Genomic DNA, 25063 nt, shown 5'->3' with positions numbered 1-25063 from the left:
TACACCGCCATGAACGCTCCCATCCCTACCGTTTCCTTCGAACTCAATGGCCGCGCCGTGGACGCGCTGCCGCACGAGACCCTGATCGAGGTCGCCGCGCGCGAGGGCATCGAAGTGCCGCGCCTGTGCTACAAGGAGGGCTTGGCGTCCGTCGGCAACTGCCGCTCCTGCATGGTGGAGATCGCCGGCGAGCGCGTGCTCGCACCCTCGTGCTGCCGCAACCCGGCGCCGGGCATGAAGGTCACGACCGACAGCCCGCGCGCGCTGGCCGCCCAGAAGATGGTGCTCGAGCTGTTGCAGGCCGACATGCCCGAGGCCGAGTACACCCGCAAGAACGAAGTCGACATCTGGGCCGAAAAGCTCGGCGTCGGCAAGCCGCGCTTCGCGCCGACCCGCCGCCAGCCACAGGCCGACCGGAGCCACGCCGCCATCAGCGTCAACCTGGATGCCTGCATCCAGTGCACGCGCTGCGTGCGCGCCTGCCGCGACGAGCAGGTCAACGACGTGATCGGCCTGGCCTTCCGCGGGCAAGACACCAAGATCGTGTTCGACCAGGACGACCCGATGGGTGCCTCCACCTGTGTGGCCTGCGGCGAGTGCGTGCAGGCCTGCCCGACCGGCGCCCTGATGCCGGCGCGCGAGGTAGCCCTCAACATTCCCGACAAGCAGGTCGATTCGGTCTGCCCCTACTGCGGCGTCGGCTGCCAGCTGACCTATAACGTGAAGGACAACAAGATCCTGTACGTGGAGGGACGCAACGGTCCGGCCAACCTGGGCCGCCTGTGCGTCAAGGGCCGCTACGGCTTCGACTACGCCCATCACCCGCACCGCCTGACCAAACCGCTGATCCGCCGCGCCGGCGTGCCCAAGAGCGGCGACTTCACGATGGACCCGGAGCGCGTGCTGGACGTGTTCCGCGAAGCGAGCTGGGACGAGGCCCTGGCGCTTGCCGGCGGCAAGCTGGCCGCCATCCGCGACGCCCACGGCGGTGCGGCCCTGGCCGGTTTCGGTTCGGCCAAGGGCAGCAACGAGGAAGCCTACCTGTTCCAGAAGCTGGTGCGTACCGGCTTCGGGACCAACAACGTCGACCACTGCACCCGCCTGTGCCACGCCTCCTCGGTCTCGGCACTGCTGGAAGGGATCGGCTCGGGCGCGGTGTCGAACCCGGTGATGGACGTGACGCGCGCCGAGGTGATCGTCGTGATCGGCGCCAACCCGACCGTCAACCACCCGGTCGCCGCGACCTGGATCAAGAATGCGGTCAGGGACGGCGCCAAGCTCGTCGTGATGGACCCGCGCCGTTCCGAGCTGGCGCGCCACGCGCACCGTTACCTGCAGTTCAAGCCCGACACCGACGTCGCGCTGCTCAATGCGATGATGCACGTGATCGTCAGCGAGCGCCTGGTCGATGCCGACTTCATCGCCAGCCGCACGGTCGGTTATGAAGACCTGGAAAAGAACGTGGCCGAGTACAGCCCGGAAGCGATGGCGTCGATCTGCGGCATCGATGCCGACACCATCCGCTACGTGGCGCGCCTGTACGCCACCTCGAAGGGCTCGATGATCCTGTGGGGCATGGGCGTGTCCCAGCACGTGCACGGCACGGATAACGCGCGCTGCCTGATCGCGCTCAGCCTGATGACGGGCCAGATCGGCCGCCCGGGCACCGGCCTGCATCCGCTGCGCGGCCAGAACAACGTGCAGGGCGCCTCCGACGCCGGCCTGATTCCGATGATGCTGCCGGACTACCAGCGCGTGGACAACCCGGCCGCGCGCGCCCGTTTCGAGCAGGCCTGGGGCGCCACCCTCGACCCCAGGCCGGGCCTGACCGTGGTCGAGATCATGGACGCTATTCAAAGCGGCCAGATCCGCGGCATGTACATCATGGGCGAGAACCCGGCCATGTCCGATCCCGACGCCAACCATGCGCGCGCCGCGCTGGCGGCCCTGGAGCACCTGGTGGTGCAGGACATCTTCCTGACCGAGACGGCCTACCTAGCCGACGTGATCCTGCCGGCGTCCGCCTTCCCGGAAAAGACCGGCACCTTCACCAATACCGACCGCCTGGTTCAGCTGGGCCGCCAGGCGATCGACCCGCCGGGCGAGGCGAAGCAGGACCTGTGGATCATCCAGCAGATGGCGAAGCGCCTCGGCTTGCGCTGGAACTATGGCCACGTATCGGAAGTGTTCGATGAGATGCGCCACACCATGGCCAGCATCGGCGGCATCACCTGGGAACGCCTGGAGCGCAACGGCGCGGTGGTGTATCCGTGCATGAACGAGGGCGACATGGGCCAGCCGGTGGTGTTCACCGAGCTGTTCCCGCGCGAGGGCGGCAGGGCGCGTTTCGTCCCGGCCGACATCATCCCGGCCGACGAGCGGCCCGACGCCGACTACCCGATGGTCCTGATCACCGGCCGCCAGCTCGAGCACTGGCATACCGGCAGCATGACGCGGCGCGCCACGGTGTTAGACGCGATCGAGCCCGATCCGGTGGCGCTGGTGCATCCGCTCGACCTGGAACGCTTGGGGCTCAAGCCGGGCCAGCCCGTCACGATCGCCTCGCGCCGCGGCGAAGTGGTGCTGTACGCACGGGCCGACGACAGTTCGCCGGTGGGGGCGATCTTCGTGCCCTTCTGTTATTACGAGGCGGCGATTAACCGCCTGACCAACGCCGCGCTCGATCCTTTTGGAAAGATTCCGGAGTTCAAGTATTGCGCCATCAAGGTGACGCCCGGCGGTGAGGTCGCGCCGCAGGGAAGCTACGGTGGCGGCCAAATCCTCGAAGGCATGGCACAATTGGCAACATGAACTGCCCCGAACCATTTCAGGCCACCGCGCGCTACCGACCCCAGCTGTCCGACGCGCGCGCCAGCCTGACGCAGGAAGTCACGGCCATGGACGAGCGCGGCCGTGTTTCAAGCATCCACATTCCCGCCGAGCGCCCGCTGACCGTGTACGTGGACAAGCGCGAGATCGTCACCCTGATGACCTTGGGCGGCGCACCCGAGGCGCTCACGCTCGGCTACCTGCGCAACCAGCGCCTGGTGCGCACGCTCGAGGACATCGTCTCGATCCAGGTCGACTGGTCGGTCGATGCGGTGGCGGTCGTCACCCGCAACGGCATTGCGGATGTCGAGGAGCGCACCGCGAAGAAAGTGGTGACCACCGGCTGCGGGCAGGGCTCGGTGTTCGGCGGGCTGATGGACGAGGTCGAAAGAATCACGCTGCCCCAGGATGCGCGCTTGCCGCAGTCGGTCGTCTACCGCATCGTCGAGCTGATTCGCACCCAGCAGTCGGTCTACAAGCAGGCCGGCTCGGTGCACGGCTGCGCGCTGTTCTCGCGCGAGGGCGAGCTGCTGTATTTTGTGGAGGACGTCGGCCGCCACAATGCGGTGGACGCCATCGCCGGCCTGATGTGGCTCGACGGCATGGAGGGCGGGGACAAGGTGTTCTACACCACCGGGCGCCTGACCTCCGAGATGGTCATCAAGGGCGCCCAGATGGGCATTCCCTTCCTGCTCTCGCGTTCCGGCACCACCCAGATGGGGCACATGGTGGCGCAGCGGGTCGGCATGTCGCTGCTGGCGCGCTGCTCGGGCAAGCACTTCCTGCTGCTGGCCGGGCACGAGCGCCTGGTGTTCGAGCCCGAGCTGCTGGAACCCCTGAACGCTCCCTACCATAGCGCGCGGCCGGCCTGATGTCCCTGCTGGACGCAACGATGCACGCGTTTGCGCTGCTGTTCAGCGGCGACGAGGCGCTATGGCGCATCGTCTGGGTCTCGCTCAAGACCAGCATCCTCGGGCTGCTGCTGGCGGCCCCGCCGGCGGTCTTCCTCGGCTACGTGATTGCGATGCACCGCTTCCCGGGGCGGCGCATCGCCGTCTGGCTGGCCCAGGCCGCGCTGTCGCTGCCCACCGTCCTGATCGGCCTGCTGCTCTACCTGCTGCTGTCGCGGCGCGGCCCGATGGGCGGCCTGGCATGGCTGTTCACCCAGGAAGGCGTGATCCTCGGCCAGATGGTGATCGGGATGCCGGTGCTGCTGGCCTTCACGCTGGCGGCGGTGCAGGCGGCCGACCCGCGCTACGCCGAAACCGCGATCGCCCATGGTGCCTCGCGCTGGCGCGTGATGCTCACCGTGCTGCACGAGGCGCGCTACGGCGTGATGGCCGCCGTCATCAGCGGCTTCGGCCGCGTGATCTCGGAAGTCGGCTGCGCCCTGATGGTGGGCGGGAACATCGAAGGGCAGACCCGCACCATCACCACCGCCATCGCGCTGGAAACCAGCAAGGGCGAGTTCGCGCAGGGGATTGCGCTGGGCATCGTGCTGGTCTCGCTGGCGCTCCTGATGAATGGCGCGCTGGTGCTGCTGCAGGGCGAAGCCCACACGGCGGGAGGACGCTGGTGAATCCGCTCCTCACCGTGCACGGCCTGCGCAAGCGCCACGGCGAACGTACGCTGTTCGAGATCGAGCGGCTGGCCATCGAGACAGGGACGGCCTATGTCCTGACCGGCGTGAACGGGGCCGGCAAGTCGACGCTGCTACGCACGCTCGCCGGCCTGGAACGCGTTGACGCCTGCACGGTGGAGTTCGACGGCCGCAGCATGCCGCTGCACCCGTATCCGCCAGCGCTGCGGCGCGCCATCGTGTTCGTGCACCAGCATCCGATCATGTTCTCGACCAGCGTCGCCCACAACATCGCCTACGGCCTGCTGGCGCGCGGCGAAAACCGGCGTAGTGCGGCCCCCTTGGTGGAGGAAGCGATGGCCTGGGCCGGCGTGGCCCACCTGCGCGACACCGACCCGAGCCGCCTGTCCGGCGGCGAGAAGCAGCGCGTGGCCCTGGCCCGGGCCCGCGTGTTGCAGCCGCGCCTGCTGCTGCTCGACGAACCCACGGCCAACCTCGACGGTCCGGCGCGCGAGCAGGTGATCGACCTGATTCCCACCTTGCTCGAGCAGGGCAGCAGCGTGGTGATGGCCTGCCACGACCGCGACCTGATCGGGCTGCCGGGCATCCAGCGCCTGAAGCTGCGCGACGGGCGCCTCGAATACCGCTGACACGGGCCCCTGGTCCGCGCGCGGCAGCTAGCCGGCCGCTTCGTCCCGCACCTGCCTGAGCGCCGCTTCCATGGTCTCGTAGGGCACGGCGCCGCGTACCCCGACAGCCTGTTCCCAGCCGGCGCCCGCGGGCCGGAACACCATGATCGGCACGCCGGCCACGCCGAGCGACTGCGCCAGCTGCTGGTCCGCGTGTACCGCGGCGGTATGGCGGCCACTTTCCAGCGCCTCGCTCACGCCCTGGCGGTCGAGGCCGGTTTCTTGCGCGATGTCGGCCAGCACGCCGGGGTTGCCGATGTCGCGGCCATCTTCAAAGAAGGCGCGAAACAGCGCCTCGTGCATGGCGTCGAAATGGCCCTGCTCGCGGGCGTGGGCGACGGCTTCGAAGGCCAGGCGGCTACGCGGCTGCACCGGCGGCAGCTTCAGGCGCATGCCGCGCTCGGCCGCCATCGGATACACGGAACGGTTCCAGGTCGTGTGCAGGTACTCGCCGTCAGGGTCGAGCGTCGGCTTCGGTGCGGGACGCAGTTCGAAGGCGCGCCAGACCACGTCGACTTGCCCGGCGTACTGCTCCTGCAGGCGCCGGATCGGCGGCAGCTCGAGGTAGCAGAAGGGGCAGACGTAGTCGCTCCAGACGTCGATGCGGATGGGGACAGGCGGGTTCATGGCGCCATGCTACACCCTGGCCGGGCGGCGCCGCGCGCGGCAGGCTTACGCCAGTTTCATGCGCGCCACCTTCCCGAGCGCGTCGCGCAGGCCGTGGGCGGCGGCGCACGCGCTCCCGCCAACCCAGCCGCGCGCATACGCGCCGTCGTGCGCGTGGCCGTGGTGTGCGAGCTCCGGCAGCAGCCTGTCCGCCACCGCCAGGTCGTTCAGGTGGCCGAGCCGGTCCTGCACGCCGGACAGGCACTTGATATAGGCCTTGACCTCTTTTTTGGGCAGCAGATCGCGGAAGAATTCGGCCGCATAGCGCGCCTTCTTGGCCGCGATGCGCACCCGGTGCCGGGACGGCGCATCGTTCTCGTCGAGCGCCGCGACGCGCTTGCGCAGGCGTCGTTGCGCCTTGCGCACGAGCGGCACCAGGCCATCCAGGGCGCACTTAGCCAGCGGGTCGTCCGGCCCCAGGCCGGCCGCGGGACGCCACTGGCGGCCGTGCAGCCAGCCGTTCATCTGCTGCACCAGCTGGCCATAGCGCGGCGAGCGCAGGGCGGGCAGCAGGTTCTTGTGCAGGGCGCGGGCCTGTTCCTGTGCCGCCGCCTGCAGGGCCCCGGTCTGGATGCCGGTGATGCTGGGCAGGATGGTGCCGGCCAGCACGTCCCAGTCGCGCGTGGCGCCCAGTTCGGCCGCCAGCCAGTCGAGTTCTTCCTGGAGCCCGGGCGGCAGCGGCGCCAGGTCGCGGAACATGGCGAGCAGGGCGCGCAGGCGGCGCAGGCCGACGCGCATCTGGTGCAGGCTCTCGACGTTTTGCACCAGCACGCCGGGCACATTGGATTCGATCTGCGCCATGCAGTTCAGCCCGATGCGCTGCAGCGCGTCTTCCATGCGCATCTTGCGCTTCAGGCGCACCCGTGCGGCCTTGACCGGCGCCGGTGCATCGGCCTTGCTCAGCTTCACTGTCGGTTCGGCTTCCATCGGACTGTCCCTGATGTGCTCATGTGGAGCACATCATACCCGCCTCGCGCCTGGCAGCCGCCCGATTGCTACATCAGGATCACGTCGTACTGTTCCTGGTGGTAACCCTTCTCCACCTGCAAGGAAATACGTTTGCCGATGAAGTCTCCCAGCATGGCCAGGTGCTGCGATTCCTCTTCCAGGAACAGGTCGATGACTTCCTGCGAGGCGACGATGCGGAACTCGCGCGGGTTGAACTGCTTGGCTTCGCGCAGCAGTTCGCGCAGGATCTCGTAGCAGATGGTGCGCGAGGTTTTCACCTGTCCCTTGCCGGCGCAGGCCGGGCAGGGTTCGCACAGGATGTGGGCCAGCGACTCGCGCGTGCGCTTCCTCGTCATCTCGACCAGGCCGAGTGCGGAGAAGCCGCTCACCGAGACCTTGGTGCGGTCGCGCGCCAGGGTCTTCTTGAGTTCCGCGAGCACGGCGTTGCGGTGCTCGTTGTTCTCCATGTCGATGAAGTCGAGGATGATGATGCCGCCCAGGTTGCGCAGGCGCAGCTGGCGCGCGATGGCGTGCGCCGCTTCCAGGTTGGTCTTGAAGATGGTGTCGGCAAAGTTGCGCCCGCCGACGTAGCCGCCGGTGTTGACGTCGATGGTGGTCATCGCCTCGGTCTGGTCGACGATCAGGTAGCCGCCGCTCTTGAGGTCGACGCGGCGGCCCAGCGCACGCAGGATTTCCTCCTCGACGCCATACAGGTCGAACAGCGGGCGCTCGCCGGTGTAGTGGGTCAGGCGCGACAGCACGCTCGGGGTGTAGACCTGCGCGAACTCGACCAGCATGGCGTGGTTCTCGCGCGAGTCCACCTGGATGGTCGCGGTCTCGTCGTGCACGAAGTCGCGCAGCACGCGCTGGGCCAGGTTCAGGTCCTGGTAGAGCAGGGAAGTCGGCGGCCGGGTGCGCGCACCCTGTACGATGGCGGCCCAGGTCTTGCGCAGGTAGTCGACGTCGGCCGCCAGGTCGGCATCCGAGGCTTCCTCGGCCTGGGTGCGCACGATGTAGCCGCCCTTTTCTTCCTTCGGCAGCAGGCTCGTCAGACGGGTGCGCAGGTGTTCGCGGTCGGCTTCCTTCTCGATCTTTTGCGAGATGCCGATGTGGTGGTCTTGCGGCAGGTAGACCAGCATGCGGCCGGCGATCGAAATCTGGGTCGACAGGCGCGCGCCCTTGGTGCCGATCGGGTCCTTGATGACCTGCACGGTCAGCACCTGGCCGTCGAACAGCAGCTTTTCGATAGGGGTGGGCGCGGCCAGGGCGCCGTTGGGGCCTTCGTGATTACGCGCTTCCCAGATATCGGCGACGTGGAGAAAAGCGGCGCGCTCCAGGCCGATGTCGATGAAGGCCGACTGCATGCCCGGCAGCACGCGCACGACCTTGCCGAGATAGACGTTCCCCGCCAACCCGCGCGTGAGGGTGCGCTCGATGTGCAGTTCCTGCACAGCGCCCTGCAGGATCAGCGCCACGCGCGTTTCCTGCGGGGTGATGTTGATGAGGATGTCTTCGTTCATGGCCGGCCGTGCAGTATTGTTCAGAGCGACATCATACACGGGCGGCGTCGTTCGCAGGCGGGCGGTGCGCCGCCGGCCCCACGGAAACCGGAACGTTCAGATGGGGTAGCTGGCTTTGCGCAGCAGATTGGCCGTCTCGAAGATCGGCAGGCCCATGATTCCCGAATGGCTGCCCTCGATATGCTCGACGAACAGCGCGGCCAGGCCCTGGATGCCATAGCCGCCCGCCTTGTCGTAGGGTTCGGTCGTGGCGCAGTAGGCGCGGATCTGCGCCGGGCTGAGCGTAGCGAAGCGCACGTTCGACACCTGGGTGAGCTGTTCCGCCACCCGCTCGGAATGCACAGCCACCGCGGTCAGCACCTGGTGGGTGCGGCCGGACAGGCGCTCGAGCATGGCGATGGCTTCCTTGTTGTCGGCCGGCTTGCCGAGGATCTCGCCGTCAATGGTGACCGTGGTGTCGGCGGTGAGGACGGGACGCAGCGGCTGGCGGCGCTGCTGCAGGATGTTCCAGGCGAACGCGCCTTTCTCCCTGGCCACCCGCGCCACGTAGGCGTGCGGGTCTTCGCCCGGCAGCACGTCTTCGCTGACGTCCACGCCGCGGGCCGGGTCGCTGCGCAGCATCAGCAGTTCGAATTCCACGCCGACCTGGCGCAGCAGTTCGCGCCTGCGCGGGCTCTTCGAGGCGAGGTAGATTTTCTTGTCAGTGGGTTTCATGGGTGGCGGGCAATCACACGCGATGGTACGGGTGGTTCTGGGTGATCGACCAGGCACGGTACAACTGTTCCGCCAGCATGACACGCACGATTCCGTGCGGGAGCGTCATGCTGGAGATGCGGATCATGCCTTCGGCGCGCGCCTTCAATCCGGGGTCGAGTCCGTCGGCGCCACCGATCAGGAAGGCGGTGTCGCGGCCGTCCTGCTGCCAGGATTCCAGCATCTGCGACAGGCCGACGCTGGTCAGGTCCTTGCCGCGCTCGTCCAGCGCGATGATGCGCACGCCTTTCGGCAGCACGGCCTCGATGCGTTCGCGCTCGAGCGCCATCGCGGTGGCGGCGGTCTTGCTGCCCGAGCGCTCGACCGGCTTGATTTCCTTGAGCACGATGCGCAGTTCGGGCGGCATGCGCTTGGTGTATTCGCCGAACCCGGATTCGATCCAGGCCGGCATCTTGTGCCCGACCGCGGCAATGATCAGCTGCATGGAAAGCTTACTCGGCGGCCTTCTTCACGCGGCGGATCACTTTTTTCACCGGTTCGGCGTCGGCAGCAGCGGCCTTTGGGGTACGCTTCGGCGGCTTGGCCTTGGTGGCTTCGACGGCGGCGACCTCGGTCTTGCTCGGCGCGACCTTCACGGTCTTGCCGGTCGGGACCTTCTTGGCGGCCGGCTTCTTGGCGGCGGTGGTGGCGGTGGCGGTCTTGGTGGCGCGTTTGGCGGCCGGCTTGCGCTCGTTGACCGGCTTGGCTTCCGGCTCGTCCTTGTTGGCGGCCAGGTGCTTCGACTTGGTTTTGGATTCGGCTGCTTCCGCCGCTTCCGGCGTCGACTTGCGCTTGGCGGCGCCCAGCTTGACCGGCTTTTCGCCCCAGATTTCTTCCAGGCGGTAGTACTGGCGGATGGCCGGCTGCATGATGTGGACGATCATGTCGCCCAGGTCGACCAGCACCCATTCACCGGTGTCCTCGCCTTCCATGCCGATCACGTCGCCGCCTGCTTCCTTGACCTTGTCGCGTACCGAGGCAGCCAGTGCCTTGGTCTGGCGGTTCGAGGTGCCCGACACGACCGCGATGCGGTCGAACAGGCTGGTCAGGTGCGTCGTGTCGAACAGGACGATCTCCTGGCCCTTGACGTCCTCGAGGGCGTCGACGACGAGCGTTTGCAGTTTCTTGATATCCATTAGGTTTTATATAAGTTGTGTTGTTGAATATAGTCTAGCACTTGCGGCGGAACGAGCGCGCCTAGGTCGGCGTCATGGTTCGCGTCCGCGCGCAGCAGATGTCGGACTTGTGTGGCGGAAATATCTACCGCCAAAGTGTGGGCAAGGCATACCTTGCCGTAGGGCGTGGCACGCACTTCCGCAGGCGTCGCCAGCCGTCCTGCGAGTTCATCGGCCACCGCCGGCGGCAGCTTGTCCTGGTCCAGTTCGTAGCCCGGACGCGCCGCCACGCCCAGGTTGGCGAGCGTGAACAAGGCTTTCCAGTCGCGCCAGGTATCGAGCTTCTGCAACTGGTCGGCGCCCATGACGAAGACGATCGAAGCGCCCTCGCCGAGTTCGGCGCGCAAGCCGCGCAGGGTCTCGACCGTGTAGGTGGCGCTGCCGCGTTCGATTTCCTGCAGGTCGATCGTCACCGCGAACGGCTGATCGCCGAAAGCCAGCTCGAGCATTTTCACGCGCTGGGAATCGCTGGCCTGCAGGGCGCTCTTCTGCCACGGCCGCGCAGGCAGGATGCGCAGCTGGTCGGGCTGCAGGAGTTCGGCAAACAGCGCGGCCAGCGCGACGTGGCCGTGGTGCACCGGGTCGAAACTGCCACCCAGCAGGGCAATGCACCGGCTCACGAATCGCTTCTCGCTTCCAGCCAGTTCCGGTGAACGAGGAAGTCGGTATACAGCGCCGCTTCCGGGCTGCCCGGTTCCGGGTGCCAGTCGTAGCGCCACTTCACGATCGGCGGCATCGACATCAGGATCGCCTCGGTGCGGCCGCCCGACTGCAGGCCGAACAGGGTGCCGCGGTCCCACACCAGGTTGAACTCGACGTAGCGTCCGCGGCGGTAGGCCTGGAAGTCGCGTTCGCGCTCGCCGTAGGGCGTGTCCTTGCGCGCCCGCAGGATCGGCAGGTAGGCATCGAGGAAGCCGTCGCCGACCTTGCGCACCATCGCGAAGGCATCGTCGAAACCGGTCTCGTTGAAGTCGTCGAAGAAGATGCCGCCCACGCCGCGCGGTTCCTTGCGGTGCTTCAGGTAGAAGTACTCGTCGCACCACTTCTTGAAGCGCGGGTGCAGGTCGTCGCCGTAGGGCGCCAATGCGTCGTGGCAGACCTGGTGGAAGTGGCGCGCATCGTCCTGGTTGCCGTAATAGGGCGTCAGGTCCATGCCGCCGCCGAACCACCAGACCGGGTCTTTGCCTTCGGCCGTGGCTTCGAAAAAGCGCACGTTCATGTGCACGGTCGGTGCATAGGGGTTGCGCGGATGCAGCACCAACGACACGCCCATGGCTTCCCAGGCCCGCCCCGCCAGTTCCGGACGCGCGGCCATGGCCGATGGCGGCAGGCTGGCGCCGGTGACGTGCGAGAAGTTGCAGCCGCCGCGCTCGAACACATTGCCTTCTTCGATCAGGCGCGAGATGCCGCCGCCGCCTTCCGGGCGCTCCCAGGTGTCGACCAGGAAGGGTTTGCCGTCGACCGCTTCGAGTGCCCCGACGATGCGGGACTGGAGGTCGAGCAGCCAGGTCTTGATGGCGGATGGATCGGGAATGGTCATGCGTTCAGGGCCGGCGGCGAAAAATGCGCAGATTGTACACCCGCCGCCGGCGGTGGTCTTATTTCAGGCCGCGCCAGCCGATGTCGCGGCGGTACTGCGCGCCGTTGAAATGGATCTTCTCGACCGTCTCGTAGGCCTGCTTCTGCGCCATCTTGACGCTGTCGCCCAGGCCGACCACGCACAGCACGCGCCCACCGCTGGTCTGCAGGCTGCCGCCCACCAGTTGCGTGCCGGCGTGGAAGGTGACGCATTCCGGGGTCTCGGCCGGGATGCCGTTGATGACGTCGCCCTTGCGCGGGCTGTCCGGATAGCCGGCAGCGGCCATCACGACGCCCACCGCGGTGCGGCGGTCCCATTCCAGCTCGACCGCATCCAGGGTGCCGTTGCAGGCGTGGTCCAGCACGGTGGCGAAATCGCTTTTCAGGCGCGCCATGATCGGCTGCGTTTCCGGGTCGCCCATGCGGCAGTTGAATTCCAGCGTGCGCGGGTTGCCTTCGCTGTCGATCATCAGGCCGGCGTACAGGAAGCCGGTGAAGACGATGCCGTCCTTGGCCATGCCCTGGATGGTCGGGTTGATGATCTCGCGCATCACGCGCGCGTGCATCGACGGGGTCACGATCGGGGCAGGGGAATAGGCGCCCATGCCGCCGGTGTTCGGGCCTTCGTCGGCGTCCTTCAGGCGCTTGTGGTCCTGGCTGGTCGCCAGCGGCAGCACGTTCTTGCCGTCGCACATGACGATGAAGCTGGCTTCCTCGCCGGTCAGGAATTCCTCGATCACGATGCGGGCGCCGGCGTCGCCGAAGGCGTTATCGGACAGCATGTGGTCGACCGCAGAATGAGCTTCAGCAAGTGTCATCGCCACCACCACGCCCTTGCCGGCCGCCAGGCCGTCGGCCTTGATGACGATCGGGGCGCCGTTGGCGTCGATGTAGGCGTGCGCCAGGGCCGCATCCGAGAAGCTCTGGTACTTCGCGGTGGGGATGCCGTGGCGCTGCATGAAGGCCTTGGCGAAGTCCTTCGAGCTTTCCAGTTGCGCCGCTTCCCTGGTCGGCCCGAAGATCTTCAGGCCGCGCGAGCGGAACAGGTTGACGATGCCGGCGGCCAGCGGCGCTTCCGGGCCGACCAGGGTCAGGGCGACGCCTTCGGCCACGACGAAGTCGGCGAGAAGCGCGGGATCGGTGATCTCGACGGTCACCAGGCGTGCGTCGAGGGCGGTGCCGCCGTTGCCCGGGGCGACGAAGACAGTCTGGACACGCTCCGATTGGGCCAGTTTCCAGGACAGGGCGTGTTCACGGCCGCCAGAGCCGACTACGAGGATTTTCATACGGGCGCGTTCCTACTTGGTTGCTACGGGGGGCGGCTGGCATGCCAGCCGGTTTTCAACAGCTTGATCGCTGCGGCTTACTCGTCGATGACAGCGTTGGTGTAGACATCCTGGACGTCGTCCAGGTTTTCCAGCGCGTCGAGGATCTTCTGCATCTTGACGGCGTCTTCGCCGGTCAGCACGGTTTCGTTGTCCGGCTTCATGATGACTTCCGAGACTTCGGCCTTGAAACCGGCCTTTTCCAGCGCTTCCTTCACGCCTGCATAGGCGAATGGGTCGCACAGCACTTCGAAGCCGCCTTCCTCGTCCTGCACCACGTCGTCGGCGCCGGATTCCAGCGCGGCTTCCATGAGCTTGTCCTCGTCCACGCCGGGCGCGAACTGGAACTGGCCGACGTGCTTGAACATGAAGGCCACCGAACCCTCGGTGCCCATGTTGCCGCCGTATTTGTTGAAGGCGTGGCGCACTTCGGCCACGGTACGCACGCGGTTGTCGGTCAGGCAGTCGACGATGATCGCCGCGCCGCCGATGCCGTAGCCTTCGTAGCGGATCTCTTCGTAGTTGACGCCTTCGAGTTCGCCAGCGCCGCGCTGGATCGCGCGGGTGACGTTATCCTTCGGCATGTTGGCGTCGGCCGCCTTCTCGACCGCCAGGCGCAGGCGCGGGTTCGAGTTGACGTCGCTGCCGCCCATGCGCGCAGCCACGGTGATTTCCTTGATGAGGCGCGTCCAGATCTTGCCGCGCTTGGCATCGGTGGCGGCTTTCTTATGCTTGATGTTGGCCCATTTGCTGTGTCCAGCCATTTCTAAAGTTCCTTAGACGGTATGGAACCTGCGGGGTTCCTGTATGCAAGAGTGGCCGACATTCTAGCATAGGCCCCCCTTGCAAAATCGCCCGGAATGGTGAGCAAATCGTCATGGAAACAACAGCCAGGTGCCGCCGGCCACCATCGCCGCCCCGGCCACGCAGCCGGCCAGCGGGCCCTCGTCGAGCCGCAGTTCGGCCAGCACCAGCAGTCCCGCCAGCGCGACCAGGGCCGGGCTGCCCGGCCCCCCGCCCAGCAGAAGCAGGACCAGCAGCCAGCAGCAGCCGAGGCAGGTGCGCCCGTGTTCCGCCCCCTGCCACAGCGCGCCCAGCGCGCCGCCGCGCCAGTCGACCAGTACGCCGGCCAGCGGCACCCGGCAGTGCTGCAGGCAGGCGTGCTTGGCCGGCGTCCATTGCCAGGCCCCGGCAGCCACCAGCGCCAGGCCCAGGGCCGGCTGGTTCGCCCCCAGGCTGGCGTCGAGCCAGCCGGCGTCGTGCAGGGCCCAGTGCAGCAGGGTGAGCAGCGCCGCGAATCCGGTCCAGGCCAGCAGGCAGCCGAGCGCGAACAGGGCGGTCGACAGGCGCGGCCAGCGCACGCCCGCACGGCGGCGCGCGACCCGCAGGTAGACGAACAGGGCGCCGGCCGCGGCGGGCAGCATCACGGCCACGCACAGGCCGGTCCACATCGCGAACAGCAGCATCAATTCGGTGGCGCGCAGCGGCGCCGGCGGAGGCAGGGAGGACACCCCGGACAGGGGCAGGGGCATCCCCCCACCCTGGAAAACGAAGGGGGCAAAGCAGGCGCAGGCGAGCAGGGCCATCCAGGCCAGGCCGAGCGCGACCGGACTCCCGAGACGTTCATCGATGCCGGACAGGCTCATTGGCGGCTCCCGCGCCGGGCAGGCAGGGCGGCTGCGTGCACGAAGCTTGCGTCCGCCCGGTGGCGGACCCTGCGATGATTTGACGAGTTCGTCATTCGGTCTCTCCTCGATATGGTTGATGTGCGCTGTTCGACAGCGCCGCGCCGGCGGCGTTCCTAGTCGCCGTCCGGTCCGCCTCCAGCGAGCCCGGGCGAAGCCCCGTACAATCGTCGGATGAACGAAAGCGTCCCCGTCAATCCTGCTGCTCCTTTACCACGTGCCGCCCTCGTCGCCGGCCTGTCGATCGCCGTCGCAGGCGCCGTCCTGTTTTCCACTAAGGCCATCGTCGCGAAACTGCTGTATCGCTACCACATCGATGCAGTCACTTTGATCGCGTTCAGAATGCTGTTCTCGCTTCCGGTGTTCGCCGCTGTCGCGCTCTGGAAGATGCGGACCCAGCCGCCGCTGTCGAAGCAGGACCGCTGGCGCATCGTCGTGCTGGGCCTGCTCGGCTACTACCTGTCGAGCTACCTCGACTTTCTCGGCCTGCAGCACATCTCGGTGGGGCTCGAGCGGCTGATCCTGTTCCTGACCCCGACCTTCGTGTTGCTGGCGAACGTGATGATCTTCAAGCGGCGCGTCAGCGGGGCGCAGTGGGCGGCCCTGGGTCTGGCCTATTGCGGCATCCTGCTGGTGTTCGTGCACGACCTGGCGGGCGGTTCGGGCAGTGCCATCCTGGGCTCGCTGCTGGTGCTGGGCTCGGCCATCTCGTATGCCGTCTACCTGCTCGGCACCGGCGAGATGGTCAGCCGCATCGGCTCGCTGCGCCTGGTGGCCTACGCGATGTGCGTGTCGAGCGCGGCCTGCATCGCCCAGTTCTTCCTGCTGCGCCCGGCGAGCATGCTGGTGCAGCCGGCGGAGGTATACTGGCTGTCGCTGGTGAATGGGGTATTCTGTACGATCTTCCCCGTGTTCATGACCATGGCCGCGGTCCAGCGCATCGGCGCCGCGACCGCCTCGCAGGCCGGGATGATCGGACCGGTATCGACGCTGTTCCTCGGCGCGCTGATCCTCGGCGAGCCGGTAACGGGCGTCCAGCTGGCCGGCACCGGTCTCGTGCTTGTGGGGATCTATTCTCTCTCGCTAAAAAAATGACGACAATGACCAAGCCACCGCAGTTGAAGCCCCGGATTGCACTGATCGCGCACGACAGGAAGAAGGACGACATGATCACCCTCGCAGGCGAGTACCTCGACTTCCTCAAGGGCTGCACGCTCTCGGCCACCGGCACCACCGGCGGCCGCCTGGCCAACGAGCTCGGGCTCACGGTCGAGCGCAAGCATTCCGGCCCGGTCGGCGGCGACCTGCAGATCGGCGCCCAGCTGGTGCAGGGCGAGATCGACTGCGTGATCTTCCTGCGCGACCCGATGACGCCGCAGCCGCACGAACCCGACATCAACGCCCTGGTACGCGCCTGCGACGTGCACGACATCGCCTGCGCCACCAACGTCTCGACCGCGCGCCTGGTGCTGTCGCAACTGATGCGCGCGCGCGCCTGAGGAGACGCATGTGGAGAACCCCATGCTGGTCAAAGCCATCCGCATCGCCGCCACCGGCGGCCCCGAAGTGCTCGAGTACGTGGACGTCGAGGTCGGCGAACCGGGCCCGGGCGAAGCGCGCGTGCGCCACCACGCGATCGGCCTGAACTACATCGACACCTATTACCGCACCGGCCTGTACAAGATGGCGCTGCCGTCCGGCCTGGGCCAGGAAGGCGCCGGCGTGGTCGAGGCGGTGGGCGAGGGCGTCACCCACGTGGCGCCGGGCGACCGCGTCGCCTATGCCGGCGGCCCGGCGGGCGCCTACAGCGAGGCGCGCGTCATGCCGGCCAATATGCTGGTGCGCCTGCCGGATGCGATTTCCTTCGAGCAGGGGGCGGCCATGATGCTGCAGGGTCTGACGGTGCAGTACCTGTTCCGCCAGACCTACCGCCTGGAGCCGGGCCAGACCATCCTGTTCCACGCGGCGGCGGGCGGCGTCGGGCTGATCGCCTGCCAGTGGGCCAAGGCGCTCGGCGTGAACCTGATCGGCACCGTCGGCTCCGAGGAAAAGGCGGAACTGGCGCGCGCCCACGGAGCGGCCCACGTCATCAACTACAACACCGAAGACGTAGTGCAGCGTGTGCTGGAGATTACCGATGGCGCCAGGGTGCCGGTGGTTTACGACTCGGTCGGCAAGGACACCTTCATCCGTTCGCTCGACTGCCTGCAGCCGCGCGGCCTGATGGTCAGCTTCGGCAATGCGTCGGGCGCGGTGCCGCCCTTCGCCTTGAGCGAACTGGCCTCGCGCGGCTCGCTGTACATCACGCGCCCGACCCTGTTCGCCTATGCCGGCACCCGTCCGGAACTGGAGGCGATGGCGGCGGACCTGTTCGAGATGGTGGAAAGTGGCAAGGTGAGAATCGAGGTCAAGCAGCGTTTCCCGCTGCGCGAGGCGGCCGAGGCGCACCGGGCGCTGGAGGGGCGCCGCACGACCGGCTCGACGGTGCTGCTGCCATGAGCGACACCGGCAAGGAAGACAATGGGTCGCCGAAATTTGGGCGGCTGCTGGTCGTGCTGGCGTTCGCGCTGGTGCTGATCGTGGCGATCACGGTCGGCTCGGAGGCCTACTTCTCGTAGGGTGGACGGCGAAGCCGTCCACAGTCTGCTAGCCGTTCTGCTGCTTCAGCTCCACCCTGCGCGCCACGCCCGACGGCCCCGGGAAGCCTTCGAAGGCGCTCTGCACCAGCGCCGGCATCAGCGCCGGGGTCGACAGCTCGCGGCTGGTGTTGTGCACGGTGACGTCGAACAGGCGCTTGCCGTCGCTGGCCGACTTGATCCCGACCTGCAGTTCGCGGCGGTAGCGGTGCTCGATCGAGACCTGGTAGGCCGGGCTCCAGAACGGATCGTAGAACGGGCTGGTGTAGAAGCCGCCCCAGTAGGGCCGGTGCAGGCCGCGGTAGCCGAAACGCCGCGCCGGGTGGTAGTAGGGGCGGTAGAACGGCGAAGCGAACGGGTGGGCGAAAGGCGTGATCGGCTCGACCACGCGCACCGGCACTTCGGTGGTGGAGAAGCGCATCGACACCGTCAGCGCCGGTTTGCTGTCGACAGCGTCGCGGAACCCCAGGCGCGCCAGCTGGCCGCGCACCAGATCCTGGTAGGCGCGGTATTCCAGCGTGTCGTCGGCGGCCGGCGGCGCCTCGAACACGTAACTCTTGTCCTCGATCTGCGCCGGCCACTGGTGAAAGGTGGTGACGTCGCTGCGGATCGTGGTGGCGCACCCGGTCAGCAGCAGCGCGAGCGCGGCTCCGGCGGCGATCATCAGGCGTTTCATTGCTATCTCCCTCATCAATTCGGACTTTTCCTATCCTGTAGATTATCTTCTGTTCAGCAGCTCGGACAATTTATTTACACGCAGTTACCGCGTGCACATTCCGATACACGGGGTATGGTGCGGGTGCCCCGAAATCTTGTTGGTAGAATAAGCACTTCAGTACGATCCACAACCCTTGCCTTTTGCGGACTTCCTATGCGCACCGATACGCCCCTGACGATTTACCGGAGTGACTATACCCCGCCGAGCTACCTCGTGGAAACTGTTGAGCTTGGCTTCGACCTCGACCCTGCCCGTACTGTCGTCGCCAACCGGATGACGGTGCGCCGCAATCCCGACAGCGCCCAGCGCGAGATCGAACTCTACGGAGAAGACATCGAACTGGTGGCGCTGCGCCTGAACGGCCGCCTGCTGGAAGAGCGCGACTACGCGATCAACGGCAACCTGCTCACGATCCCGAACGCGCCGGAAGAAGCCACCCTCGAGATCGAGACCGTGTGCGTGCCGGAGCAGAACACCACGCTGAGCGGCCTGTACACCTCGAACGGCAACTTCTTCACCCAGTGCGAGGCGGAAGGCTTCCGCCGCATCACCTATTTCCCGGACCGTCCGGACGTGATGGCCAAGTACACGGTCATGCTGCGCGCCGACAAGGAACGCTATCCGGTGCTGCTCTCCAACGGCAATCTGCTCGAAGAAGGCGAACTGGGCGACGGCCGCCACTATGCCAAGTGGGAAGACCCATTCAAGAAGCCGTCCTACCTGTTCGCGCTGGTCGCCGCCCGCCTGGTCTGCCAGGAAGAGACCTTCCGCCTGGCCGACGGCCGCGACGCCCTGCTGCAGGTGTGGGTCGAAGAGGGCAACCTCGACAAGACCGACTACGCGATGCAGTCGCTCAAGAACAGCATCCGCTGGGACGAGGAGCGCTACGGGCTGGAACTCGACCTGGACCGCTTCATGATCGTCGCTACCAGCGACTTCAACATGGGCGCGATGGAAAACAAGGGCCTGAACATCTTCAACATCAAGTTCGTGCTGGCCAATCCGCGCGTGGCCACCGACATCGATTTCCAGGGCATCGAGGCGGTGGTGGCGCACGAGTACTTCCACAACTGGACCGGCAACCGCGTCACCTGCCGCGACTGGTTCCAGCTCTCGCTCAAGGAAGGCCTGACGGTATTCCGCGACCAGGAATTCACCGCCGACATGATCGGAACCAGCACCGGCCGCGCGGTCACCCGCATCGACCAGGTGCATACCCTGCGCCAGGCCCAGTTCCCCGAGGACGCCGGACCGATGGCCCACCCGGTACGTCCCGACTCGTTTGTAGAGATTAACAATTTCTATACCGTCACCGTGTACGAGAAGGGGGCGGAAGTGGTGCGCATGTACCAGACCCTGCTGGGCGTGGAAGGCTTCCGCAAGGGCATGGACCTGTATTTCGAGCGCCACGACGGCCAGGCCGTTACCTGCGACGACTTCCGCCAGGCGATGGCCGACGCCAACGGCCGCGACCTGACCCAGTTCGAGCGCTGGTACGACCAGGCCGGCACGCCGCAGCTGCGCTTCGAGGCGTGCTACGACGAAGGGGCGCAAACCTATGGCATCACCTTCTACCAGTCCTGCCCGCCGACCCCGGGCCAGCCGGAGAAAAAGCCTTTCCACATCCCGGTGGCGATCGGCCTGCTGGACCGCGAGGGCAATGACATGCCGCTGGTGATCGATGGCGAGGAATGCGGCACCACCGCCGTGCTCGAGTTGACGCAAGCCGAGCAGACCTTCGTCTTCTCGAACGTGAAGGAGCAGCCGGTGCCCTCGGTCCTGCGCGACTTCTCGGCGCCGGTGATCCTGCAGCACGGCTACAGCGACAGCGACCTGCTGCACCTGTTCAGCTTTGATGCCGACCCGGTCAACCGCTGGGAGGCGGGGCAGCGCCTGGCGATGGGCCGCCTGCTCAAGCTCACCGGCGAGGCGCCGGTATCCAGCCGCCTGAGCCTGGACGATACCTTCATCGAGGCGATGCGCAGGATGCTGACCGACGAGTCGCTCGACCCGGCCTTCCGCGAGCAGGCGCTGCTGCTGCCGACCGAAACCATGATCGCCGAGCAGCTCGACACCGTCGATCCGCTGGCCGTGCACATGGCGCGCCAGTTCATGCGCGCCAACATCGGCGCACGCTTGCGCAGCGAACTGCTGGCCCAGTACGAGGCCAACCAGACCCCCGGTCCCTACAGCCCGGATGCGCAGTCCGCCGGCAAGCGCGCCCTCAAGAACCTGGCGCTGTCCTACCTGAACGCGGCGCCCGACGAAGAGACCATCGCGCTGGCGCTGCGCCAGTGCCAGAACGCCGACAACATGACCGACCGCGCGGCGAGCCTCAGCGCCCTGATCCATGCCCGGGCGCCCCAGGCGCAAGCCGAGCTGGAACGCTTCTACGAGGAGTTCCAGGGCGAAGCGCTGGTGGTCGACAAGTGGTTCGCCATGCAGGCCGCAGCGCCGACCACCGACATCGCCAAGATACGCGAGCTGATGCGCCACCCGGCCTTCAACCTGCGCAACCCGAACCGCGCGCGCAGCCTGGTCGCGACTTATTGCATGAGCAACCCGGTCGAGTTCCACGCGCCGAACGGCAGCGGCTACCTGTTCTGGGCCGAGCACGTGACCCTGCTCGACGCGCTCAACCCGCAGGTCGCGGCGCGCCTGGCGCGCGCCATGGACCGCTGGCGCCGCTACACCCCGGCACTGCAGCAGCACATGAAGACGGCGCTGCAGCAGGTGGCGGGGCAGCAGCGGCTGTCGAACGACGTGCGCGAGATCGTCACCAAGGCGCTCGCCAATTAAACGTAGGGTGGTCGGCTCCGCCGACCGCGCGTTCAACCGGTCCATGCGCAGCCGCAGTGCAAGCGTGAGCTGAACGCGCGGACGGGAGAACAGTCCACTGGACTCTTCTCCCCCGTCCACCCTACAACAACGAAATCCAAACCAAACCAAAGGAAGTCCATGAAACGCGTAAGTCTGACGCAGTACCTGGTCGAGGAACAGCGCCTCCACCAGACCATCAATGCCGAACTGCGCCTCCTGATCGAGGTCGTGGCGCGTGCCTGCAAGCGCATCAGCTATTCGGTCAGCAAGGGTGCGCTCGGCGAAGTGCTGGGCAGCGCCGAAACCGAGAACATCCAGGGCGAGGTGCAGAAGAAGCTCGACGTGATCTCGAACGAGATCCTGCTCGAGGCGAACGAGTGGGGTGGCCACCTGGCGGCAATGGCGTCGGAAGAGATGGAAACCATCCGCCAGATTCCGAGCCGCTACCCGAAGGGCGAGTTCCTGCTGATGTACGACCCGCTCGACGGCTCGTCCAACATCGACGTCAACGTCTCGATCGGCACCATCTTCTCGGTGCTCAAGGCCCCGGAAGGCATGAAGGATCCGACCGAGCAGGACTTCCTGCAGCCGGGCACCCAGCAGGTCGCGGCCGGCTATGCCGTCTACGGTCCGCAAACCATGCTGGTGCTCACCACCGGCAACGGCGTGCAGTGCTTCACCCTCGACCGCGAAATGGGCTCCTGGGTGCTGACCCAGAGCGACATGCAGATTCCGGAAACCACCAAGGAATTCGCGATCAACATGTCCAACAAGCGCCACTGGCACCCGCCGGTGCAGCGCTACGTGGACGAGATGCTGGCCGGCTCCACCGGCCCGCGCGGCAAGGACTTCAACATGCGCTGGATCGCCTCGATGGTGGCCGACGTGCACCGCATCCTGAACCGCGGCGGCATCTTCATGTACCCGGCCGACATGCGCGATCCGTCTTCGCCGGGCAAGCTGCGCCTGATGTACGAAGCCAACCCGATGGCCATGATCGTCGAACAGGCCGGCGGCATGGCCACCGACGGCAAGGGACGCATCATGGAGATCCAGCCGACCAAGCTGCACCAGCGCGTGCCGGTGTTCCTGGGTTCGAAGAGCGAGGTCGAACTGGTCACCCGCTATCACGCGGAGTAAGGCGCAGAGTTTGACCATCCGGTAAAAAATGCGGCGGCTTTCGATACACACTAGCAAGTTTGCCGCATTGTTTGCTAAAATATGGTTCTTTCACCAGTCCGGCTTTCCGCCGGATGGCATCAGGTGAGAGCCAGGTTTCGCCGCTGTAGCTCAGTCGGTAGAGCAGCGCATTCGTAATGCGAAGGTCACCAGTTCGATTCCGGTCAGCGGCACCAAAAAAGCAAAAGGGCCACCCGTCAGGGTGGCCCTTTTGCTTTTTGCTGCCCTTGTCTCATCACTCCAAGCCAAGCATGCGGCTGAATGGAGGCGAAAGCGCAATGGTACCCATTGCAGACTAGTACGAAATGCGCGCAGGAACGCTCACCGGAGGCGTCTCACGCTCTGGTGGCTTGCCTCCGATCAGGGGTGAGAACAAGCGCGGGCACAGACGCATAAGCGCGTGGTAAAGCAGGGCCAGTATGGTGACGGTGACAACCGGTATCGTAATCCACTTGAGCGGATAAGGGATGTTGCTGCCGAGCTTGTCGAATGCCATCGACACCATTAGCAGGAGGGGCGCATGGGCCAGAAAAATGAAGAAGCTGGTTTTGCTTTGAGACTGTAGCCAGCGGCCCATCTCCGTATGCTGGAGCAGCGAAGCCGCAGGCCAGATGAGGAAAGGCGCCAGATAACGGAAATACAAGGTGTTGGCTATTTGGAAATAAACCAGGCACACGCATAATGCGAGGAAGAGGCCAAGACAAGGGAGGGCATACCGGTCCAGCGCCAACAGATTCCATTGACGCGTCGCTGCCATGCCGCCGAGGTAAAACATGATTGGCATCGTAGTGCGCAAGACCAGGATGCCATCCAGGTTGTTCATAGAAATAATGGTAATAGCAACGAGTCCAATCCATGGCCGGGTGCTGCGCAAAACGAATCCAAACAAGGGTGACAGCGCCATGAGAACGAACAGGTCGCGAAGAAAATGAAGCGGATAGTTGATTGGCGATCGCTCGATGCTGAAAGCAGCATTCATCCAGGTCGATAAATCGAAGGGCACTAACTGATAAGCCATGCTCAACCCGAAGTAGTGTTGAGCTCCGAAGGCGCCAGCGAGCACAATCAGATTAAAAGCAAGAAAAGGCACGAGAATGGTTCGTGTCTTTTTCTTCATCAACTGCCCCCAGTGCCGATCGAGTCCGGACCGAAACAGCAGGTAGCCGGAAATGAGGGTCAGTACCGGCACGGTAGCGCGGAACGCAGCGTTCTGGAACAAGGCCTTGACGAAGTCGAAGGCACCGGAACCGATCTCGGAGACGGGAACGTATGGAGGAGTATGTAAAACTACGATGCCTACGATCATAAGGTACCGCAACAGTGCGATACGCTCAAAAACAATTTTCTGCGTTGCCATAAATTTCTGTGCACGATTACATTTCTGCCGAATCGATAACTTAACAGTTTTGATTGAATCAGATCAATTGTAAAAAGGTAAATACAATTTTCGCGAGGTCGCTGGTGCGGCAGTAGGGCTCAGCAGATCGGGTGCCAATGCACTGCGACCTTACCCGCAGCGCTCGGTTTCCGTCCAAGTCTGTCAGCGCTGTCAGCCATTCATGGCCTTCCGTCCATGGTTTTTCCGACAACAGCAAACATGTATTTATTTCGCATACGTGCTCTCGAACAAATGAAAATTATTACGCGTATTACATTGTGTGGTAGGTGAGGTGGATAGAAAGCATCTGCTAAGGCAGGGCATCGTCCGGGTGGATGGCACGGCTCTGTTAGTCAGCGCACGGTCCGGGAAGCACGGCTGTTGTATTTTTTGTATCGCGACGCAGTGTCCGATACTGCGCGCGTTTTCGGACCGCCACAGGCGACCGCTCACGCAGCGACGAGGACGTCTGCACTGACAGCGGAACTTTTGCGTTGGCTTCGGGTCTCGATTCGTGAGAATGGGGCTGGAGCAAGAAACAAAGTTCTGTCTTGAGATAGCGCAGTCAATCGTCGTCCCTCGCGCCGTTGGAGGCGGAATCGAGGAAGAATGTGGTGATAGTCGGGTATCGGTCTAATCGCGTTGGTCTACATTTTTACGAGGGATACATCATGGATAATCAGAAACCTACCGAGGGAAAAGGCAGCGACGCAAGCCGCGAGGGTGCAGGTTCGAGCATTGGTAAAAGCCAGACTTCCGGCCTGAACCAGGGTAGCAGCGCTTCGGGCAGCAGCCAGAACGGTTCGTCGGGCAGCCTCGGCAGCACCAACGCCTCGCCAAGCAGCGCCAAGCCGGCCACCGGCAGCAGCAGCGGCGCCATCGGCGGCACCAGCAACGCGAGCAGCATGCAGAGCGGCTCGCAGAGCTCGGGCAACCTGGGCAGCTCCAGCTCCAGCTCCAGCTCCAGCTCCAACAGCCAGCAGAGCGGCTCGCAGGGTTCGAGCGCAGCCGGCAGCAGCGGCAGCCTGGGCAGCTCGACCGGCGGCAACAGCGCCCTGGGCTCGAGCGGCAGCACCACCGGCAGCAGCGCCGGCACCACCGCTGGCAGCAGCGGCAGCATGGGCGGCGCCAGCGCACAATCGTCGGGTTCGACCTCGGGCGGCGACCAGTCGCAGGGCGGCATCAAGGCTGCAATGTCCAACATCACCCCGGACAAGGCGCACGAGAAAATCGACCAGCTCGCACAAGGCGCGCAGCCCCTGGTCGACCGCCTGGTCAGCACCGCACACGCCGGCGTCGATCGCCTGAGCGGCATGCTGAGCGGCGCTTCGGAAAGCCTGGGCCAGCGCAAGGGCCAGCTGGGCGAGACCTACCAGAACTACTCGACCAAGAGCACCGAGTACGTCAAGACCAACCCGGGCACCGCCCTGCTGGTCGCGGCTGGCGTCGGCTTCCTGCTGGCCAAGCTGCTGAGCAGCAGCGACACCACCGAGCGTCGCGAATACCGCTACTATCGCGATTGATCGGCGCAAGCCGTCAATGAAAAACCCCGGCGGGCGCGATCCCGGCCGGGGTTTTTGTTTGG

Annotated in this window: 24 protein-coding genes and 1 tRNA gene; 12 read left to right on the top strand and 13 right to left on the bottom strand. The window is 65.8% G+C overall.

All coding sequences use genetic code 11. The features are described from left to right. The first annotated feature begins 9 nt into the window (after nucleotides 1–9). From fdhF to MasN3_RS21995, 4 genes are read left to right on the top strand one after another with little or no spacing between them, the layout of a single operon-like run. Nucleotides 10–2811, top strand: a complete 2802-nt coding sequence (fdhF, locus tag MasN3_RS22010; RefSeq protein ID WP_281910237.1) for a formate dehydrogenase subunit alpha — start codon at nucleotides 10–12, stop codon at nucleotides 2809–2811. Beyond that, a complete protein-coding gene (locus MasN3_RS22005) occupies nucleotides 2808–3701 on the top strand; it encodes a formate dehydrogenase accessory sulfurtransferase FdhD (RefSeq protein ID WP_281910236.1) in 894 nt (297 codons plus the stop codon). Before fdhF ends, MasN3_RS22005 begins: the two co-directional genes overlap by 4 nt. Continuing rightward, nucleotides 3701–4408, top strand: coding sequence for an ABC transporter permease (locus MasN3_RS22000; protein WP_281910234.1), 708 nt, complete (start codon nucleotides 3701–3703; stop codon nucleotides 4406–4408). Before MasN3_RS22005 ends, MasN3_RS22000 begins: the two co-directional genes overlap by 1 nt. After that, a complete protein-coding gene (locus MasN3_RS21995) occupies nucleotides 4405–5058 on the top strand; it encodes an ABC transporter ATP-binding protein (RefSeq protein WP_281910232.1) in 654 nt (217 codons plus the stop codon). Before MasN3_RS22000 ends, MasN3_RS21995 begins: the two co-directional genes overlap by 4 nt. Before the next feature lie 27 nt (nucleotides 5059–5085). Here MasN3_RS21995 and MasN3_RS21990 read toward each other — a convergent pair whose 3' ends face one another. From MasN3_RS21990 to MasN3_RS21940, 11 genes are all read right to left on the bottom strand, one after another. Next, on the bottom strand, nucleotides 5086–5724 hold the full coding sequence (locus MasN3_RS21990) for a DsbA family oxidoreductase (protein WP_281910230.1): 639 nt from the start codon (nucleotides 5722–5724) through the stop codon (nucleotides 5086–5088). 45 nt (nucleotides 5725–5769) lie between these two features. Further along, nucleotides 5770–6690: a CHAD domain-containing protein gene (locus MasN3_RS21985; RefSeq protein ID WP_281910228.1), complete on the bottom strand. Its 921-nt coding sequence runs from the start codon at nucleotides 6688–6690 to the stop codon at nucleotides 5770–5772. Between the two features lie 68 nt (nucleotides 6691–6758). Then, nucleotides 6759–8231 carry a ribonuclease G gene (gene rng, locus MasN3_RS21980; protein WP_281910227.1) on the bottom strand — a complete coding sequence of 491 codons (1473 nt, stop codon included), beginning with the start codon at nucleotides 8229–8231 and terminating at the stop codon, nucleotides 6759–6761. A gap of 96 nt (nucleotides 8232–8327) precedes the next feature. Beyond that, nucleotides 8328–8945 (bottom strand): Maf family protein, encoded by a 618-nt coding sequence (locus tag MasN3_RS21975; protein ID WP_281910226.1) that lies wholly within the window; start codon nucleotides 8943–8945, stop codon nucleotides 8328–8330. 13 nt (nucleotides 8946–8958) lie between these two features. Then, complete coding sequence (gene rlmH, locus MasN3_RS21970; protein WP_281910225.1) at nucleotides 8959–9429, bottom strand: 23S rRNA (pseudouridine(1915)-N(3))-methyltransferase RlmH; 471 nt, start codon at nucleotides 9427–9429, stop codon at nucleotides 8959–8961. A 7-nt stretch (nucleotides 9430–9436) separates the two neighbouring features. After that, nucleotides 9437–10120 carry a ribosome silencing factor gene (gene rsfS / locus MasN3_RS21965; RefSeq protein WP_281910223.1) on the bottom strand — a complete coding sequence of 228 codons (684 nt, stop codon included), beginning with the start codon at nucleotides 10118–10120 and terminating at the stop codon, nucleotides 9437–9439. Next, the gene (gene nadD / locus MasN3_RS21960) at nucleotides 10120–10779 is read right to left on the bottom strand and encodes a nicotinate (nicotinamide) nucleotide adenylyltransferase (RefSeq protein ID WP_281910222.1); all 660 of its coding nucleotides are present in this window, start codon (nucleotides 10777–10779) and stop codon (nucleotides 10120–10122) included. Before nadD ends, rsfS begins: the two co-directional genes overlap by 1 nt. Continuing rightward, complete coding sequence (gene hemF, locus MasN3_RS21955) at nucleotides 10776–11699, bottom strand: oxygen-dependent coproporphyrinogen oxidase (RefSeq protein WP_281910220.1); 924 nt, start codon at nucleotides 11697–11699, stop codon at nucleotides 10776–10778. Before hemF ends, nadD begins: the two co-directional genes overlap by 4 nt. Before the next feature lie 58 nt (nucleotides 11700–11757). Further along, entirely contained in the window at nucleotides 11758–13023 is a 1266-nt protein-coding gene (purD, locus tag MasN3_RS21950) for a phosphoribosylamine--glycine ligase (RefSeq protein WP_281910218.1), read from the bottom strand. Between the two features lie 77 nt (nucleotides 13024–13100). Then, nucleotides 13101–13826 (bottom strand): YebC/PmpR family DNA-binding transcriptional regulator, encoded by a 726-nt coding sequence (locus MasN3_RS21945; protein WP_281910217.1) that lies wholly within the window; start codon nucleotides 13824–13826, stop codon nucleotides 13101–13103. A 111-nt stretch (nucleotides 13827–13937) separates the two neighbouring features. Next, complete coding sequence (locus MasN3_RS21940) at nucleotides 13938–14708, bottom strand: copper chaperone (RefSeq protein WP_281910216.1); 771 nt, start codon at nucleotides 14706–14708, stop codon at nucleotides 13938–13940. A 213-nt stretch (nucleotides 14709–14921) separates the two neighbouring features. Here MasN3_RS21940 and MasN3_RS21935 point away from each other — a divergent pair, with 213 nt between their 5' ends. Genes MasN3_RS21935 through MasN3_RS21920 form a run of 4 tightly spaced genes read left to right on the top strand, consistent with a single transcriptional unit; the run spans nucleotide 14922 to nucleotide 17365 of the window. After that, nucleotides 14922–15842, top strand: a complete 921-nt coding sequence (locus MasN3_RS21935; RefSeq protein WP_281910214.1) for a DMT family transporter — start codon at nucleotides 14922–14924, stop codon at nucleotides 15840–15842. Between the two features lie 23 nt (nucleotides 15843–15865). Further along, on the top strand, nucleotides 15866–16246 hold the full coding sequence (locus MasN3_RS21930; RefSeq protein ID WP_281914564.1) for a methylglyoxal synthase: 381 nt from the start codon (nucleotides 15866–15868) through the stop codon (nucleotides 16244–16246). A 25-nt stretch (nucleotides 16247–16271) separates the two neighbouring features. Beyond that, nucleotides 16272–17246 carry a quinone oxidoreductase family protein gene (locus tag MasN3_RS21925; protein WP_281914563.1) on the top strand — a complete coding sequence of 325 codons (975 nt, stop codon included), beginning with the start codon at nucleotides 16272–16274 and terminating at the stop codon, nucleotides 17244–17246. Further along, complete coding sequence (locus MasN3_RS21920; RefSeq protein WP_281910212.1) at nucleotides 17243–17365, top strand: hypothetical protein; 123 nt, start codon at nucleotides 17243–17245, stop codon at nucleotides 17363–17365. The genes MasN3_RS21925 and MasN3_RS21920 overlap by 4 nt, the downstream gene beginning before the upstream one ends. 28 nt (nucleotides 17366–17393) lie before the next feature. On the opposite strand, the gene MasN3_RS21915 is transcribed toward MasN3_RS21920, so the two are convergent. Further along, nucleotides 17394–18059, bottom strand: coding sequence for a DUF4136 domain-containing protein (locus MasN3_RS21915; RefSeq protein ID WP_281910210.1), 666 nt, complete (start codon nucleotides 18057–18059; stop codon nucleotides 17394–17396). Between the two features lie 195 nt (nucleotides 18060–18254). Between MasN3_RS21915 and pepN the strand changes: the two genes are divergently transcribed. From pepN to MasN3_RS21900, 3 genes are all read left to right on the top strand, one after another. Further along, the gene (pepN, locus tag MasN3_RS21910) at nucleotides 18255–20900 is read left to right on the top strand and encodes an aminopeptidase N (RefSeq protein ID WP_281910209.1); all 2646 of its coding nucleotides are present in this window, start codon (nucleotides 18255–18257) and stop codon (nucleotides 20898–20900) included. A gap of 159 nt (nucleotides 20901–21059) precedes the next feature. Beyond that, entirely contained in the window at nucleotides 21060–22061 is a 1002-nt protein-coding gene (locus tag MasN3_RS21905; RefSeq protein ID WP_281910207.1) for a class 1 fructose-bisphosphatase, read from the top strand. Between the two features lie 139 nt (nucleotides 22062–22200). Beyond that, nucleotides 22201–22276: transfer RNA gene (locus tag MasN3_RS21900), tRNA-Thr, on the top strand. Nucleotides 22277–22395: 119 nt separating this feature from the next. Here MasN3_RS21900 and MasN3_RS21895 read toward each other — a convergent pair. Beyond that, nucleotides 22396–23457 (bottom strand): acyltransferase family protein, encoded by a 1062-nt coding sequence (locus tag MasN3_RS21895; RefSeq protein WP_281910206.1) that lies wholly within the window; start codon nucleotides 23455–23457, stop codon nucleotides 22396–22398. Nucleotides 23458–24149: 692 nt separating this feature from the next. Here MasN3_RS21895 and MasN3_RS21890 point away from each other — a divergent pair. Then, nucleotides 24150–25001, top strand: a complete 852-nt coding sequence (locus MasN3_RS21890; protein ID WP_281910205.1) for a DUF883 family protein — start codon at nucleotides 24150–24152, stop codon at nucleotides 24999–25001. The last annotated feature ends 62 nt before the right edge of the window (nucleotides 25002–25063 follow it).

The organism is Massilia varians, from assembly GCF_027923905.1.
GTDB lineage: Bacteria > Pseudomonadota > Gammaproteobacteria > Burkholderiales > Burkholderiaceae_D > Telluria > Telluria varians_B.
Note: the sequence above shows the minus strand (reverse complement) of the source record. Positions and strands in the feature narration are given on the sequence as shown.